12 protein-coding genes are annotated in these 14,561 nt (G+C 73.4%); 6 read left to right on the top strand and 6 right to left on the bottom strand.

Annotated elements, in window-relative coordinates:
- The first annotated feature begins 1 nt into the window (after window position 1).
- Complete coding sequence (locus ACFV0T_RS28485) at window positions 2–1,147, top strand: PP2C family protein-serine/threonine phosphatase (RefSeq protein WP_385785164.1); 1,146 nt, start codon at window positions 2–4, stop codon at window positions 1,145–1,147.
- Between the two features lie 62 nt (window positions 1,148–1,209).
- Window positions 1,210–2,271 (top strand): hypothetical protein, encoded by a 1,062-nt coding sequence (locus tag ACFV0T_RS28480; RefSeq protein ID WP_385784981.1) that lies wholly within the window; start codon window positions 1,210–1,212, stop codon window positions 2,269–2,271.
- A 27-nt stretch (window positions 2,272–2,298) separates the two neighbouring features.
- Here ACFV0T_RS28480 and ACFV0T_RS28475 read toward each other — a convergent pair whose 3' ends face one another.
- On the bottom strand, window positions 2,299–4,296 hold the full coding sequence (locus ACFV0T_RS28475) for an Ig-like domain repeat protein (RefSeq protein WP_385784979.1): 1,998 nt from the start codon (window positions 4,294–4,296) through the stop codon (window positions 2,299–2,301).
- 380 nt (window positions 4,297–4,676) lie between these two features.
- Here ACFV0T_RS28475 and ACFV0T_RS28470 point away from each other — a divergent pair, with 380 nt between their 5' ends.
- Window positions 4,677–6,020 carry a tetratricopeptide repeat protein gene (locus ACFV0T_RS28470; RefSeq protein ID WP_385784977.1) on the top strand — a complete coding sequence of 448 codons (1,344 nt, stop codon included), beginning with the start codon at window positions 4,677–4,679 and terminating at the stop codon, window positions 6,018–6,020.
- 22 nt (window positions 6,021–6,042) lie between these two features.
- On the opposite strand, the gene ACFV0T_RS28465 is transcribed toward ACFV0T_RS28470, so the two are convergent.
- On the bottom strand, window positions 6,043–6,831 hold the full coding sequence (locus ACFV0T_RS28465) for a hypothetical protein (RefSeq protein ID WP_385784974.1): 789 nt from the start codon (window positions 6,829–6,831) through the stop codon (window positions 6,043–6,045).
- Between the two features lie 525 nt (window positions 6,832–7,356).
- Here ACFV0T_RS28465 and ACFV0T_RS28460 point away from each other — a divergent pair.
- Window positions 7,357–8,340, top strand: coding sequence for a nucleoside hydrolase (locus ACFV0T_RS28460; RefSeq protein ID WP_385784971.1), 984 nt, complete (start codon window positions 7,357–7,359; stop codon window positions 8,338–8,340).
- 100 nt (window positions 8,341–8,440) lie between these two features.
- Here the strand turns inward: ACFV0T_RS28460 and ACFV0T_RS28455 are convergent, their stop codons facing one another.
- Window positions 8,441–9,355, bottom strand: coding sequence for an LAETG motif-containing sortase-dependent surface protein (locus tag ACFV0T_RS28455; RefSeq protein ID WP_385784968.1), 915 nt, complete (start codon window positions 9,353–9,355; stop codon window positions 8,441–8,443).
- 292 nt (window positions 9,356–9,647) lie between these two features.
- Here ACFV0T_RS28455 and ACFV0T_RS28450 point away from each other — a divergent pair, with 292 nt between their 5' ends.
- Window positions 9,648–11,297: a glycoside hydrolase family 13 protein gene (locus ACFV0T_RS28450; RefSeq protein WP_385785161.1), complete on the top strand. Its 1,650-nt coding sequence runs from the start codon at window positions 9,648–9,650 to the stop codon at window positions 11,295–11,297.
- A gap of 27 nt (window positions 11,298–11,324) precedes the next feature.
- On the opposite strand, the gene ACFV0T_RS28445 is transcribed toward ACFV0T_RS28450, so the two are convergent.
- Complete coding sequence (locus ACFV0T_RS28445) at window positions 11,325–12,035, bottom strand: DUF4142 domain-containing protein (protein ID WP_385785158.1); 711 nt, start codon at window positions 12,033–12,035, stop codon at window positions 11,325–11,327.
- A gap of 259 nt (window positions 12,036–12,294) precedes the next feature.
- On the opposite strand from ACFV0T_RS28445, the gene ACFV0T_RS28440 reads away from it, so the two are divergent.
- Window positions 12,295–12,978 (top strand): DUF6445 family protein, encoded by a 684-nt coding sequence (locus ACFV0T_RS28440; protein ID WP_385784966.1) that lies wholly within the window; start codon window positions 12,295–12,297, stop codon window positions 12,976–12,978.
- Between the two features lie 82 nt (window positions 12,979–13,060).
- On the opposite strand, the gene ACFV0T_RS28435 is transcribed toward ACFV0T_RS28440, so the two are convergent.
- Window positions 13,061–13,576 carry a hypothetical protein gene (locus tag ACFV0T_RS28435; protein ID WP_385784963.1) on the bottom strand — a complete coding sequence of 172 codons (516 nt, stop codon included), beginning with the start codon at window positions 13,574–13,576 and terminating at the stop codon, window positions 13,061–13,063.
- Between the two features lie 155 nt (window positions 13,577–13,731).
- Window positions 13,732–14,190, bottom strand: a complete 459-nt coding sequence (locus ACFV0T_RS28430; protein WP_385784960.1) for a hypothetical protein — start codon at window positions 14,188–14,190, stop codon at window positions 13,732–13,734.
- Between the last annotated feature and the right edge of the window lie 371 nt (window positions 14,191–14,561).

Genomic DNA, 14,561 nt, shown 5'->3' with positions numbered 1-14,561 from the left:
GGTGGCCCGGCCCGAACTGCTGCGTGTCCGCGGCCACAGTGTCGCCTGGCTGCCGCCGCTGGCGCTGCTCGTCGGCATCGCGGTGGCCGACTTCAACACCGGCGGGGAGTTCCGGACCATCTCCTGGATCGTGCTCGTGCCCGGCATCGCCGCCGCGATCTGCGGGGTGTGGGGCACGGCCGTGTTCGCGGTGCTCGCGATCGTCACGTACCTCGGCGTGGACAGCGCCTGGCCGCACCAGTACCAGACCGGTCTGCCCGACCTGATCCTCGTCGTCGTGGGCGGCATCCTCGCTGTCCTGGCCTGCGTGGTCCGGGTCCGGGGCGAGCTGCGGATGGTGCACATGATGCACATCGCCGAGACCACCCGCCGGACCGTGCTGCGCCCGCTGCCGCCGGGCTGGGGCGGCCTGGACCACGCGGCCGCCTACCTCGCGGCCGACATCGAGGCCCGGGTCGGCGGCGACTTCTACGACATCCAGCCCGGACCGTACGGCACCCGGGTGCTCCTCGGCGACGTGCAGGGCAAGGGGCTGTACGCGGTGGAGGTGGCGGCCGCGCTGCTGGGCACGTTCCGGGAGGCGGGGTACCACGAGGCCGACCTGGCGACGGTGGCCGCGCACCTGGAGACGCGGATGCTGCGTCACCGCGGGCGCACCGTGGCCCTCGGCCGGGACGACGCCGACCGCTTCGCCACCGCCGTGCTGCTCGGCTTCCCGGTGGCCGGGCCCCCGGTGGTGGAGATGGCCGTCTTCGGCCACGAGCCGCCGCTGGCCGTCGGACCCGCCGGTGTACGGGCCCTGCCGGACGGGGACGGGCTGCCGCTGGGCCTCTGGGACCTCGTGGGCGACCACGGGCCGACGGTGCGCCGGGTGCCCCTGGAACCGGGCGAGACCCTGCTGCTGTTCACCGACGGGGTGACGGAGGCCCGGGACACGGCCGGGATGTTCTACCCGCTCGTCGACGAGGTGACCCGCGCGGTGGCCGCGGACCCGGGCACCGCCACCCCCGCCCGCCTGGTCACCCTCGTCCGGGACGGCACCCTGCGGCACAGCGGGGGGCGTCTCGTCGACGACACGACGGTCTTCGCCGTACGCCCGCGTACGAAGGCCGGCGAAACCCCGGTACAGGGAGGTTCGCTGTCCTGACACCCCCCTTTGCAGCCGCAGCGGTTACGGTGCTGCCGTAGGTGATCGACAGGGGAGGGACCATGCCCGGAACCGTGCTGCTGCTCGCGGCCTCGCCCGTGGGCAAGGGGTGTCTGGTGGACGCGGCGTCCGTGCTCCCCGTGCTCGCGGCCGTGCCGCCCGCCGTGCTGGCGGGGGCGGACACCGCGAACGTCGTCGAGCTGGCCGATCCGCTGGAGCCGCAGGCGGTGCTCACCCGGCTGCGCGCGGCCGCCGCGGCCCCCGGTCCGCTGACCGTGTTCGTGACCGGGCAGCTCCAGCTCGACCGCCGTCAGCGCCTGCCCCATCTGGCGCTGGCGCGCACCACGCCGGCGACCGTGCGCTACACGGCGTTCCCCTGGCACTGGTTCCGGGAGGAGCTGCGGCTGCGGGCGCCCGGCGCGACGACGCTCGTGCTCGACCTGCACGCGGACGCGGAGACCTGGGAGCACCTGCGTACGGCGCCGCTCGACTGCGGTCCCAACAACGCCGTCTACGGGCGGATCGCGCCGCCGCCGGGGCGGCGGGCGGTGGCCGCGCCGACGTACATGAAGGCGGTCGCGACGATCCTGCGCAGCGGACACCGGCCGGCACTGGAGCAGCTGCACCTGCAGGCGTGGGGAAGGCTGACCGGTGAGGGCGAGTCGGGCGGTGTCGCGCTGGCCGCGCACGCGCCGGTGACCGGTGATCCGCACGCCTCGATCACGGCCGCCGTGCAGTCCGGCAGACACGCCGAGGCCGACGCGCTCGCCGCGCGCTGGGAGCAGGCCGCCGTGCTGGCGCAGGGGCCCGCCTCGGAGAACGCCCTGCACTGGGCCGAGGTCCGGGCGGACCTGGCGATGTTCGCGGGGGACGCCGAGCGCAGCTGCCGTACGTGGCTCGCGGTGGCCGGGAGCCGGCTGGCGGCCGGGCAGGCCGCGGACGCGCCGGCGGTGGAGGCGGCCGTCGACCGGGCCCACCATCAGTGGGGGCGCATCCGTGACACGGCGCGGGCCCGGGAACTCGGGCCCGCGCTCGCGGAGTTGCGCGGCCGGGTGCCCGGCCGGCGCGAGGGTGCGCTGGGCCATGTCCAGCGGCAGCTGCACCAGTTGCAGGCGCAGGGGTAACGGAACCGAACCTCCGCGCCCACCGGATCACTTGGTGAAGGTGAAGTACTTCCAGCCGCCGTACGTCGTCGCGTTGACGTTGTCACCGGACTTGGTGTCGATGTAGTTCGAGCGCATCCGGTAGCGGACGCCGGTGGGCGGGGTGCCCGTCAGGACGACCGAGTCCTTGCCGTTGGAGGCGAGCGCCCAGTACTCGGCGTACGTGGTGTGCCAGGCGTTCTTGTAGAACTCCTGGATCTCCAGCTGGTACTTGCGGCCCTTGTAGGCCGTCATCGTGGTGTTGATGACGGGGTCCTTGGACCGGTGGAAGTAGGCGTACGTCTCGTTCCACGCCCACGCGGTCCGGTAGGCGCCGCTGACGGAGGTCGAGACCTGCACCTTGGTGTAGACGGTGGAGGTCACCGACTTCGCCGCGTACCGCGTGTCGCCCGTGAACTTCGCGGTGAACTTGGTGTCGCGGGTCAGGTGGACGGTGGCGGTGAGGTTGCCGCTGGAGTCGACCGTGCCCTTCCTGACCAGGGCGTCGGGCTTGTCGGAGCCGTAGGGGTCGGCCCAGATCTCCACCGTGCGGTTCTTGTAGGTGGCGCCGAGGTGCGCGGTGAACGTCACGGTGCCGTTGTAGCCGTAGACCTTGCCCGCGTTGTCCAGCGTCACCGTGGTCGCGGTCCTGGCGACGGACACGGAGTCCGTGGCGCTCGCGCCGGTGTGGTCGGCGTCGCCCGCGTAGGTGACGGTGTACTTCACGGTGCCGCCGGCCGGCGGGGTGTCGGTGAGGGAGTACGAGCCGTCGGCGGCGACCGTGGCCGTGCCGAGCGCCTTGCCGGCCGGCGTCTCGTCGTCGGTGCGGGTGACGGCGACCTCGGTGCCCGCGGGGAACGCGGCCGTCGACGACAGTTTGCCGGTGACGGTCAGCGCCTTGCCGCGGGTGCCGGTGGCCGGGGCGGCGGCGGTCAGGGTGGCGGCCGTCCTGGCGGGGTCGTCGTAGACGCGCAGCGAGTAGGCGTCCGCGTTGTCGCGGGACACCGCGAACAGCTTGCTGCCGTCCGGCGCCCAGGCCAGGCCGCGCGCGGCGAGGGTGTCGGAGGAGCTGCCGCCGGTGCTGCTGCCGAACTCGTACTCGCGCAGCGGCAGGGAGGAACCCGGCTTGAAGACGTGGACGTCCGGCTCGTACCAGGAGTCGGTGCCCGCCGCGATGTCGCCGTTCGGGGCGATGTCCACCGCGTTCGGGTACGTGTTCGTGACGTACTTGCCGTCCTTGGACAGGTCCGTGAGCTTGTAGACGGCCTGGTAGTACGGGGCACCGCTGGCGGTGACGACGTCCCTGCCGTCCGGCGTGATGGCCATGTCCATGAGGTTGCCGCCGCCGGTGTCGCCCGGGTCGAAGGCGTACGCGGTCTGCGTCGGGGCGCCCGAGGAGACGTCGTACACCGCGAGGACGACCGGGCTCTGGCTCTCCGCGCCCGCGACGAGCGTGTCCGGGGCGGCGGCGGAGGCCTCGAGGATCGGCGCGGAGTACCAGGAGTTGACGGGAGCCTGGGCGAGGTCGACGACGGGGCCGGCGCCGCTGAGGTCGAGCGAGCCGATGTTGCCTTTGGTGGCGCCGCCATAGCCGAACCAGAGCTTGCCGCCCGCCTGGGCGAGGTATTGCGGGTCCGCGGTACCGGTGGAGTAGCGGTGGGCCTCGGTCGCGCTCGCGGTGTCGATGGCCACGATCGCGTCGGCGTCGCCCACGGCCGCGTAGAGGGTGGAGGAGTCGGCGGACAGTTCGAGGCCGCGGACTCCGGGCAGCGAGCCGACGGTCGCGACGACCGTGCCCGCGTAGTCGGTCACGACGACCTGACCGCTGGTCGGGTCGCTGATGAAGACCCGGTGGTGAACCCCGTCGACGACCATGTCGCCGGTCGACCTCAGGGGCAGGAGAGCGCTGGAGTCGGCCGCTGCCGACCCCGCTCCGGTCGCGATCAGCGCGACGGAGCCGAAGAGGACGGCCAGTGCCGTCGCGACCGGAAGAGTGCGTCTGCGCACGATGTTTCGAACCCCCCGGAACGAAAGTGGAATCAGAATGCGCAGATTAGGTCACGGTCCTGACATCAGGGTGAACTGGTCAGTAAGAGGCTGGTGAGAAGGGCGTGAGGGGTGCGGCAGGTGCGCTCGCGGGTGGCCCGACCACCCGCGGCCTCTCCTCCGCGGCCCGTGCCGGCCCCGCGTTCGCCGCGAGGATCAGGGTCACCGTGGCGAGCACGGCTGCGGCGAAACCCCTGGTGTACCGCTCGGATGTGCGTCCCTGCACGGCGACCTCGCAACGACGACAGTGAAGTGTTAAGCATGTTTAATTCGCGGTTTAACCTAGGGCGTGTCATGGTCGAACGGCAAGAGGTCCAGGGTCAGTTGGGGGTAGTCGGCGCGTGGGCGACAGAGACGAGCCCGAGGTCATCGGGCGCAGGGTGCAACGGCTGCGCAGCGAAAGGCGCCTGACGCAGCGTCAGCTGGCCGAGCCGACGTACACCCCTGCCTACATCTCCACGCTGGAGGCCGGCCGGGTGCGGCCCTCCGACGAGGCGCTGCGGTACATCGCCGAGCGGCTCGGGGTCGACTTCGGGGAGCTGGCCACCGGACGTTCCGCCCGGCTCGTCACCGATCTGCGGCTGCGGCTGACGGAGGCCCAGCGCACCCTGGCCACCGGTGACGCCGAGGAGGCGGCGCGGCGGTACTCCGACCTGCTGGCGGAGGCGGAGGCACAGGGGCCGGCCGAGGTGCAGGCGACCGCGCTGCTCGGGCTCGGGGAGTGCGGTATCGAGACCGGCGACCTGGTCAGTGCCCGGGAGTACTTCGAACGGGCGGAGGCGTGCCTCGCCGAGGACCCGCTGCCCGCGCGCGTCCCGGCGCTGCGCGGCCGGGCCCTCTCCCACTACCTCGCCGGTGAACTCCGCTACGCCGTCTATCTGCTGGAGTCCACCCTCGACGAGCTGAACCGCGGCGGGCTGCACGACCCCGACGCGCTGCTCCTGCTGTACGCCTCCGTCATCGGGCCCTACATGGACATGGGGGCCCACGCGCGCGCCGCGCAGGCCGCCGAGTTCGCCCTCGCCCTCGCACCCCAGGTCGGCGATCCCGCGCTGGTCGCCCGGATGCACCGGTCGGTGGCCCGCACCCTGCTCGCCGAGGGCCGGATCGCCGAGGCCGACGCCTCGCTCGTCAAGGCCGCCGAGCTCTACCGGCAGTTGCAGATCCGGACCGAGCTCGCCAACTGCCACTGGATGCGCGGCTATGTCTCCGCGCAGAACGGCGACATGGAGCGGGCGGAGGGCGAGCTGCGCGAGGCACTGGCGATGCTCGCCGCCAAGCGCGCCGCCCTCTACAGCAGCCAGGTCGCCGTCGAGCTCGCCGACGTCCTGCACCGACGGGGGAAGTCCGAGGAGGCCGCCGCCCTGCTGCGGGACGTCCTCGGCGACCTCTCGCCGGAGCGCGGCGCCGTGCACGCGGCGGGGGCGCACCGGCTGCTCGGCATCATCGCCGAGGACGCCCGCGACACCGAGGCGGCCGAGGAGCACTATGTGCGTGCCCTGAGCCTGCTGGAGCGGGCCGGAGCCGCCGGCGACCTGGCCGACCTGTGCCGGATGCTAGGCGACCTGCTGCGCCGCACCGGGCGGGTGGAGGCGGCCCTCGACGCGTACCGGACGGGGCTCGGACACCGCACGGCTCCCGGTACGACGACGCTGGGACCGGCGCCCGCGCAGCCACCGCTCTGAGCCCCGCGAGCGGCGGCAGGCGTCAGACCTGGGCCCGGCCCTGCCTGCGGACCTCCGCCAGGCGCTGGGCGCCGAGTTGTACGGCCGCCTGCGTGGCGTCGTTCGGCACGTCGCCCATGCCGCCGTTGGTGAGCGCGAACGCGTCCTCGCCGACCCGGACGACGGCCACGTCCAGGGAGAGGGTGGTGGGGTCGGCGTCGAGCGTCTGGCCCTGCGGCCCGGTCACCGCGGTCACCGTCACCCGCAGCCCCTGCCGGGCGTCGCCCACCTCGGGCAGCGGCGCGTCGTAGGCCTGGACGTCCAGTACGGCGCCCGTCGTCGCCGTGGCCGTGAACCGCGCGCACTGTTGCGGCACGGTCTTCAGCCAGGCCAGCGCCTCGGCCACGGCCGCCTGCGGCTGGGCGGAGACCTGGTAGCGCAGCTGCGCCCCGTTGTCGGTGTCGTCGAGGCCGGTCACCGCGAGGCCCGGGGCGCCGAGGAGTTCGTCGGCGTAGAGGGAGTCGAGCAGGCGCTGGCACCCGGCCGCCGCGGTCGTCGCCTTCAGCAGTCCGTCCCGCCAGGTGGCCACGCCGGCCGTCGGGATCCAGGGGCCGCCCAGGTCGGTGTCCGTGATGAGGGCGGCCGCCGCCTGGGCGACGGTGAGGGCGGAGGAGGCGCCGGAGGCGTGCGCGGAGGGCGCGGAGGTGGCCGCGGAGGAGGGGGCGACGATCGGGGCGTGGGGCGCTCCCTCGTCCGCGCTGAGACAGCCGGACGTGGACAGCAGCGTGACGGCGCTGAGGGCGGAGGCGAGGACGGTGCGGGCGCGGGACATCGGGATGCCTCCAGGGGTGCGTCGAGGGGCCGTCCTCTCACGGCAACACCGGGGGTACGGGGGCACCAGCGCGGCGGGCCGTACGGGTGAGCGGGACGGGGGCCGGGAGAGGACCCGGAGGCGCGCGGACCGGGGCGGCGGGGCGGGTGTCGTGCGCGGCGGTATGCGGGTGCGGGGCCGGCGGTCGTACGGCTGAGGGGCGGGTGGCGAGCCGCTGCCCGGTGCCGGGCCGGTGGAGCGGATCGTGGTGCGGGTGGCGGTCCGGGACGGCGGGGGTGGTGCCGTGCGCGGCGGTGTCCGGGGGCGGGCGCCGGGCGCCCGGCCGGTGGTCGTACGGCTGCGGGGTGCGGGGTGCGGGCTGTGAGGCGTGCCGGGCGCGGGTCCGTGTCCGGTGCGGGTGGCGGGGCCGGGGTGGCGCCCGGCGCCGGGCCGGTGGCGGGGGTCGCGGGGCGGGGGGTGGCGGGGCGGGGAGGCTGCGTAGGGTCGGTTCCGTGGGTCTGCGTGGGCCCGGTGAGAGGAGCCTTGATGCCGAACGGCCGGACCGTCCCCGTGATCATCGACTGCGACACCGGCGTCGACGACGCGCTGGCCCTGCTGTTCGCGGTGCGCCACCCGGGGATCGACCTGCGCGCGGTGACCTGCGTGGCCGGGAACACCGACGTGGACGGGGTGGTGCGCAACACCCTGACGGTGCTGGAGCGGGCGGGCGCCCCCGACATCCCGGTGGCGCGCGGCGCGCAGCGCCCGCTGGTCGAGCAGGTGCGCACCGCGCGGCACGTGCACGGGGCGGACGGGATGGGCGACCTCGGCCTGCCCGCGCCCACCCGGGCGCCGGCCGACGTGGACGCGGTGACGCTGCTGCGCCGCGAGATCCTCGCCGCACCGCGCCCGGTCACGCTGATCCCGACGGCACCGCTGACGAACATCGCGCTGCTGCTGCGTACGCATCCCGAGGTGACCCGCAACATCGAGCGGATCGTGTTCATGGGCGGGGCGGTGGCCACCGGCAACGCCACGCCGGTCGCCGAGTTCAACGTCTGGCACGACCCGGAGGCGGCGGCGGTGCTGCTGACCGCCGGGGTGCCGATCACCATGTACGGGCTGGACGTGTTCCAGCGGGTCGTCGTGCCCGGGGCCGACGTACGGCGGCTGCGCGCCAGTACGGAGCCGGGCGCCCGGCTGGCCGGCGACCTGCTGGCCCACCGGCCGTCGGGACCCGATCCCGACGGCACCGACGGGGACGACCCGGGCGGTGGGCTCGGTGACGCGGGCGCGGTCTGCGCGGTCGCGGACCCGGCCGGGATCAGCACGCGGCTGCTGCCCGTCGAGGTCTCCCTCGCTCCCGGCCCGTCCCGCGGTCAGACGATCGTCGACCGCCGGCCGCGTCCCGGCGAGTCCGAGATCCACGAGGGCGCGCGCGAACAGGCGCTGGTGGACGTGGCGTTGGACGTCGACGTGGCGCGGTACGTGCGGCTGTGGCTGACGGCCGTGGAAGGCGACCGGCCGTAGCGAGCCGGTCCGGCCGTCGCGGGCCGTCCGGCCCGTGGCGCACGGACGCCCCGGCCCCTCGTGCTGCGGGGCCGGGGCGCTCGTGACGGGTTCGGGAGGGTCAGGAACGCACGGTGCGGCGGCGCTTCGTCGCGATGACGATCGCCGCGCCGCCCGCCAGGAGGGCAGCGGCGCCGCCGACGATGACGCCGGTGTCGCCGCCGCCGCCGGTCTCGGCGAGGTCGTCGCCGCCGCCGTTCGGCGTGGTGGCCGGGGCGGTGGTCGACGCGGACGCGACCGGGGTGTCCGACGGCTCGGACGAGGCCGGGGTGGTCTCGGCGGCCGGCGGGGTCGTCTCGTCCGCGGGCGGGGTGGAGGCGGCCGGGGTCGAGGGAGCCGGGGGCCGGGTCTCGGTGGCCGTGCAGTCCTTCGTGCCGCCGTTCCAGGCCGCGATCAGCTTGTCCTTGATGACCGGGCGGTCCGGGCCCTTGGGCAGTTCGCCGTGCTCGAAGCCGTCCTTGGCGTCCAGCTTGCCGTCGAACCTGACCGCGCCGCGGTAGAGGTCGATCTGCGCGAAGCAGCCCGCGTCGGGCACGGCGATGTCGAGGGTGTCGGACGCGCCCGGCTTGACGGTCACCGTGTCGAAGTCGGTGAAGACCTGCTCGCCGGAGGTGGCGAAGGTGGCGCCGTGGGCGAGGTAGGACGCGAGGGAGGCCGTGCAGGTGGCGGCGTCGCCGGCGGTGCGGACCGTGATGTGGACCTTGCCGTCCGCGGTGGGCTTGAGGTTCTGGTCGTCGACCCGGACGGAGTCGTAGAAGTTCGAGCCGTCGAGGGAGAACTGACAGCGGTCGGTCCCGGTCTCCTTGCCCGCGCCGGTGCCGGGCTTGTAGGTGCCGCCGGACTTCCAGCCGTCTCCACCGGGCGTGCCGTGGGCCCAGGCGCCGGAGGCGGAGGCGACGGAGGCGGCACAGAGGGCGAGCGCCGCGGCGCCCGTCCCCAGCAGGCGGCGCGCGGCGATGTGTCTCGCTATGGACATGCGTATCCCATTCTTGGCGTGTGCATGGGGTCATGACTCAGTAGCCGAAGGATCGGGAACTGAAGAAACACTGGGCTCATTGGTCACATGTGCCACAGCGTGAGCCCATCGTGGATGTCGGCCCGGAACGCTGTCAACCTGGGCCTATATAAAGGCCGTTCAGGCTTAGTCACATTTCCACCACACAAGGAATGGCTTCTTCCGGACGGTCTGAACGTTCGCCTTCCGGGCAATGTGGACAGGCTTGAAGGTGTTGCCCGACCACGCCCGAAAGGGAGACCGCGTGCCCGAACTGCCCGACCTCTCCTCCAGGAACCCCGACTGGTGGCGCCAGGCCGTCGTCTACCAGGTCTATCCCCGCAGCTTCGCCGACGCCGACGGGGACGGGCTCGGCGACCTCCGGGGTGTCACCGACCGCCTGACCCATCTCGCCGCCCTCGGAGTCGACGCCGTCTGGCTCAGCCCCTTCTACCCCTCCGAACTCGCCGACGGCGGCTACGACGTCGCCGACCACCGCGACGTCGACCCGCGCCTGGGCACCCTGGACGACTTCGACGCCATGGTGGCCGAGGCGCACCGGCTGGGCCTGAAGGTGATCGTCGACATCGTGCCCAACCACACCTCGCACCTGCACCCGTGGTTCCAGGAGGCGTTGCGCCGCGGCCCGGGATCCGCCGCCCGCGAGCGGTACGTCTTCCACGACGGGCGCGGCGCGCACGGCGAACTCCCGCCCACCGACTGGCAGTCCGTCTTCGGCGGCAGCGCGTGGCGGCGGGTCCCGGACGGGCAGTGGTACCTGCACCTGTTCGCCGCCGAGCAGCCCGACCTGAACTGGGGACATGACGAGGTCCGCGCCGACTTCCGCACCACCCTGCGGTTCTGGTCCGACCGGGGGGTCGACGGATTCCGGGTCGATGTCGCGCACGCGCTCACCAAGGACCTCACCGAGCCGCTGCGGGACGTCGGCGCCGTCGGCGCGACCGGTGAGGAGGCCCTCGACCGCCTGCCGCCCGGCAGCCACCCCTACTACGACCGCGACGAGGTCCACGAGGTCTACCGCGACTGGCGCAAGATCTTCGACGCCTACTCGCCGCCCCGCACGGCGGTCGCCGAGGCCTGGGTGCCGGGCGCCCGGCGCGCGCTGTACGCCCGCCCGGACGAACTGGGCCAGGCCTTCAACTTCGAGTACCTCCAGACCGGGTGGGACGCGGAGGAGCTGCGCGCGGTCATCGCCGGCTCGCTCGCCGCGGCCCACGCGGTCGGCGCCTCCGCCACCTGGGTGCTGTCCAACCACGACGTCGTGCGGCACGCCTCGCGGCTGGCGCTCCCGCCGGGCACCGACGAGAACACCTGGCTGCTCTCCGGCGGCCACGCACCCGCCGTCGACCCGGACACCGGGCTGCGCCGGGCCCGGGCGGCGACCTTGCTGATGCTGGCGCTGCCCGGGTCCTCGTACCTCTACCAGGGGGAGGAACTCGGCCTGCCGGAGGTCGCCGACCTGCCCTTCGAAGTGCTCCAGGACCCCGTCTGGGAGCAGACGGGCCACGTCCGCAAGGGCCGTGACGGATGCCGGGTGCCGCTGCCGTGGGCGACGACGGGTCCGTCGTACGGCTTCGGGGCGGGCGGCGCCTGGCTGCCGCAGCCGACGTCCTTCGCGGCGTACGCCGTCGCCGCCCAGGACGGCGTGACGGGCTCGACCCTGGAGCTCTACCGCACGGCCCTGCGGCTGCGCCGCAAGCTGCTGGAGGGCGAGGACCTGACCTGGACCCGGGACACCCCGCCCGGGGTGCTGGCGTTCGCACGCTCCGAGGGGTGGCGGTGCGTCACCAACCTGACGGGCGCGCCCGTCCCGTTGCCTCCCGGGGAGACGCTGCTGAGCAGCGCGCCCCTGGCGGACGACGGACGGGCGCTGGGCCCGGACACCACCGTGTGGCTGGCGTAGCGCCGCGCGCGGTCTCCCGCTCGCGGCTCAGCCGCCCGTGGGCAGGGCGACCGGGCTGGAGGTGGCGTTCGGGGGCGGTGTGAGGATCACCTCCGGCTGGCCCACGGGCGGGGGCGGCGGGGTCATGTCGTCGGCGGGCAGCTTCGGCGGGGTGGTCTGCTGGAAGAGGGCCTGGTCGAAGTCGACCAGGCCGGTCTTCTCCATGACCGTGATGTGGTCCAGGACCGTGTCGTTGGCCTGGTCGGCCAGGGCGCGCACGAGCGTGTTCTTCGTCGTCGACCGGATCTTGGCGACCGTGTTGAAGATCGAGCCGTGCGTGATGCGCAGGATGTTGGCGAAGTCGACGTCGAACTGCTTGCCGGTGTCCGCGCTCAGCTGGTTGACGAAGCCCTGCTGCTGCGGGCTCGCCACGTTGGGGAGCGTGATGTTCAGCATCGGGGCGATCTTCCGGCAGGTGGTGTCCAGCGCCGCGTGCCCGTCGATCAGGTGCTGACTCGCGGTGAGGACGGCCTTCGACTGGCCCTTCTGCAAGCCGATCTGGCCGACCGGGTACTCCCACAGGCCCGCCGCGCGCACCTTGACCACGAAGTCCCGGTCCGATTCCGTCAACGGCCCCCACTGGGTCTGGGCGATGATCCGTGTGGGCGAGCTCGACACCGTGCTGAGACCCAGCATCGAGGGGTATGCCAGCGCGGCGAGTGTCAAGCTCAGGGCACCGCCTACGAAGACGGTTCCCATCGTGTTCCGCGAAAAGCGCACCGTGCCTCCTGCCCGGTCGGGGGTGTCCACCGCCGGCAGAGCGGAGAACGGGTCGGACGCACTTCAGTACGGACGCGGGGCCGGTGACAACCTCTAGCCGAGGTAAAGAGATGGCAAAGATGATCGGCTCGACGATGTGGTGGGCGGCCGCCGTTGACGAAGTGTTGACCGGTTCACGGCAGAGTCCAGACCGGTTCGCGGGAGAGTCCAGACGGGCCCCCGGCCTACATTCGGCCGCATGCCCCCACAGTCCCGTCGCGTCCCCACGGCGCTCCCCGTCCTCCCCTACCGCAAGCCCACCAAGGGCCGTGACTACTGGGTACTGGACGACGTCCTGCCCGACGTCGACGCCGTGCGTGAGCGGTGCCTCGCCAAGGACGACTGGGTCAAGGGATACCCGTACACCTCGCAGACCTGGCCGGGGCTGCGGACCACGCCCGGCCTGGAGCCCGGTGAACTGGCCCGGGTGGAAAGGCTGGTGCGCGAGGCGACCGGGGCGAAGGAGCTGTGGGTGCAGCGGGCATCCGGCGGCGGCACCCTCAACCACAACTGCGTGCAGATGGTCGGCGAGGGGGAGAGCACGCCCCGGCCGCACACCGACTCGCGGGCACTGTGCCGGTACGCCGCCGTGCTCTACCTCAACCCCGGCGTCCCCGAGGACTGCGGGACCGGTTTCTACCGGCAGTCGCTGCCGGGGGGCCGGCTCGGCGGCAACGTCGTCCAGGCCCCGCACGACAACCTCGTCGAGGCCCTCGGCACCCGGTTCGTCGCGCCCGACGCCTTCGAGGAGGACGTACGCGTACCGCACCGGTACAACCGGCTGCTGCTGTACAGCGCCAACCTCGTGCACAGCGCGACCGGTTACGCCGGTACGACGCCCGCGGACAAGCGGATGACGGCCGTCTTCTTCTGGATGGCCTGACCCGTCCCTGTGGATGGCCCGACCCGCCGACCGCCGGACCGACGTGCCGCGTGCGTCGTGCTGCGCGCGGCCGTACGCGGGATCAGTACCGCAGTGCCTTGCCGACCTCCGCCTTCACCTCGCCGGACAGCTTGTGGGTGCTGCGCGCGGTGCCGGTGCCGGACGCGTCGGCCGCCACGTCGGAGACGGTGACGACGACCGTGTCGAGCAGTTTGCCGCCGGAGTCCCTGAAGACGACCTGGACGGCGAAGGACTTGGCGGAGTCCGCGGTGTTCCGCACCGTGAACCCGACCGTGGTGCGGCCGTCGGCGTCGGTGGCCGGAGCCTCCAGCCGTACGTCGTCCTTGACGTCGATGCCGTCCTTGACCTCGTCGAGCCTGCGTCCCGCCTCCGCCGTCGCCGACGCGATCGCCTCCGAGGCCTGCGCGGCGATCGACGAGATCGCGTCCGTGGCCCGGGCGCCCGCCGACTCCAGTGCGGAGGCGGCCTTGCTCGCCGGGGAGGACGCGCCGGTGTCGTCGGAACAGCCGGCCAGCACGGTGGCGAGGACCGCTGTCAGTACCGCGCCCGTGGCCCGGCGCGCCCGGTGACCGGCCATGTCTCCTCCAGCGTGGGATGCGTCGATGCGTCGATGCGTTGATGTGTGCGAGGTGCGCGCCGGGTTGGTTTGGGCGTGGCGCGTGACGCGCCGATGTGTGCGTCGCGCCGCGCCGCGCCGCGTCCCGCGGTTCGGGTGTGTCGTACGGCCCTGTCTCAGGCGGTCCGGTCCCGTCCCCTGGGCTGGTACGCGGCGAGAGCCCAGATCACGAAGATGTCGATGGCGATCACGATGACCGACCAGACCGGCTGGTAGGGCAGGAACATGAAGTGGAAGATGATGCTCAGGGCGGCCAGCGCGATACCCGCGATCCGCGCCCACGCGGCGCCCTTGAGGACGCCCGCACCCACGACGACGCCCACGACGCCCACGATCAGCAGGATCCAGCCCCAGCCGGTGAGGTTGATCTTGTAGACGTAGTCGCCGACCAGGGTGTAGACGTCGTCCTTCGCGATCGCGGAGATGCCCTCGAAGATGGCCAGGACACCGGTCAGCAGCATCAGGACGCCCGCGAAGGCGACCCCGCCGGTGACCCAGCCGGTGTTCGCACCGGTGCCCGGGGCGGATGTGCTGCGGTGCGTGCTGTCCCACGTCGGCTGAGACTGCTGGGTCATTGCCGTACCTCGTCTCGTCTGGTCGTTCCCGTGCTTCCCGTGCTTCCCGTCGTTCTTCGACCCTCCACCCGGGCGGGGGCCGCCACCACGGGGGTTGGACCGTACGGGTGGCCCGGCCTGCCGCCGTTGGGCGGAACCTGGGGCGGGTGCGCGGCCGCCTCGCCGGGCGCGGCCGCCGGGCGCCCGACGATCGGACAATGCGACGAGACCGCCCCCGACGACTCCTGCACCGCGCCGGCGTGGCCCTGGCCGCGCTGCTGGTCGCGCTTGTTCCGTTCGCCCCGAACGCCGACGGCCGGGCGTCCGGCCCCGCCGAGGTCGGCCGCCCCGGGCCGGCCGACCTCGGCCGGCCCGGGGACGCGTTCGACCGG

It is taken from the genome of Streptomyces sp. NPDC059582, assembly GCF_042735715.1.
Taxonomy (GTDB): domain Bacteria; phylum Actinomycetota; class Actinomycetes; order Streptomycetales; family Streptomycetaceae; genus Streptomyces.
This window is presented reverse-complemented; position numbering and strand designations above follow the sequence as displayed.

Coding starts and splice junctions, on each gene's coding strand:
- ACFV0T_RS28445 (WP_385785158.1), bottom strand. CDS start 12,035: ATGGGAACCGTCTTCGTAGGCGGTGCCCTGAGCTTGACACTCGCCGCG.
- ACFV0T_RS28455 (WP_385784968.1), bottom strand. CDS start 9,355: ATGTCCATAGCGAGACACATCGCCGCGCGCCGCCTGCTGGGGACGGGC.
- ACFV0T_RS28465 (WP_385784974.1), bottom strand. CDS start 6,831: ATGTCCCGCGCCCGCACCGTCCTCGCCTCCGCCCTCAGCGCCGTCACG.
- ACFV0T_RS28435 (WP_385784963.1), bottom strand. CDS start 13,576: ATGGCCGGTCACCGGGCGCGCCGGGCCACGGGCGCGGTACTGACAGCG.
- ACFV0T_RS28460 (WP_385784971.1), top strand. CDS start 7,357: ATGCCGAACGGCCGGACCGTCCCCGTGATCATCGACTGCGACACCGGC.
- ACFV0T_RS28430 (WP_385784960.1), bottom strand. CDS start 14,190: ATGACCCAGCAGTCTCAGCCGACGTGGGACAGCACGCACCGCAGCACA.
- ACFV0T_RS28480 (WP_385784981.1), top strand. CDS start 1,210: ATGCCCGGAACCGTGCTGCTGCTCGCGGCCTCGCCCGTGGGCAAGGGG.
- ACFV0T_RS28440 (WP_385784966.1), top strand. CDS start 12,295: ATGCCCCCACAGTCCCGTCGCGTCCCCACGGCGCTCCCCGTCCTCCCC.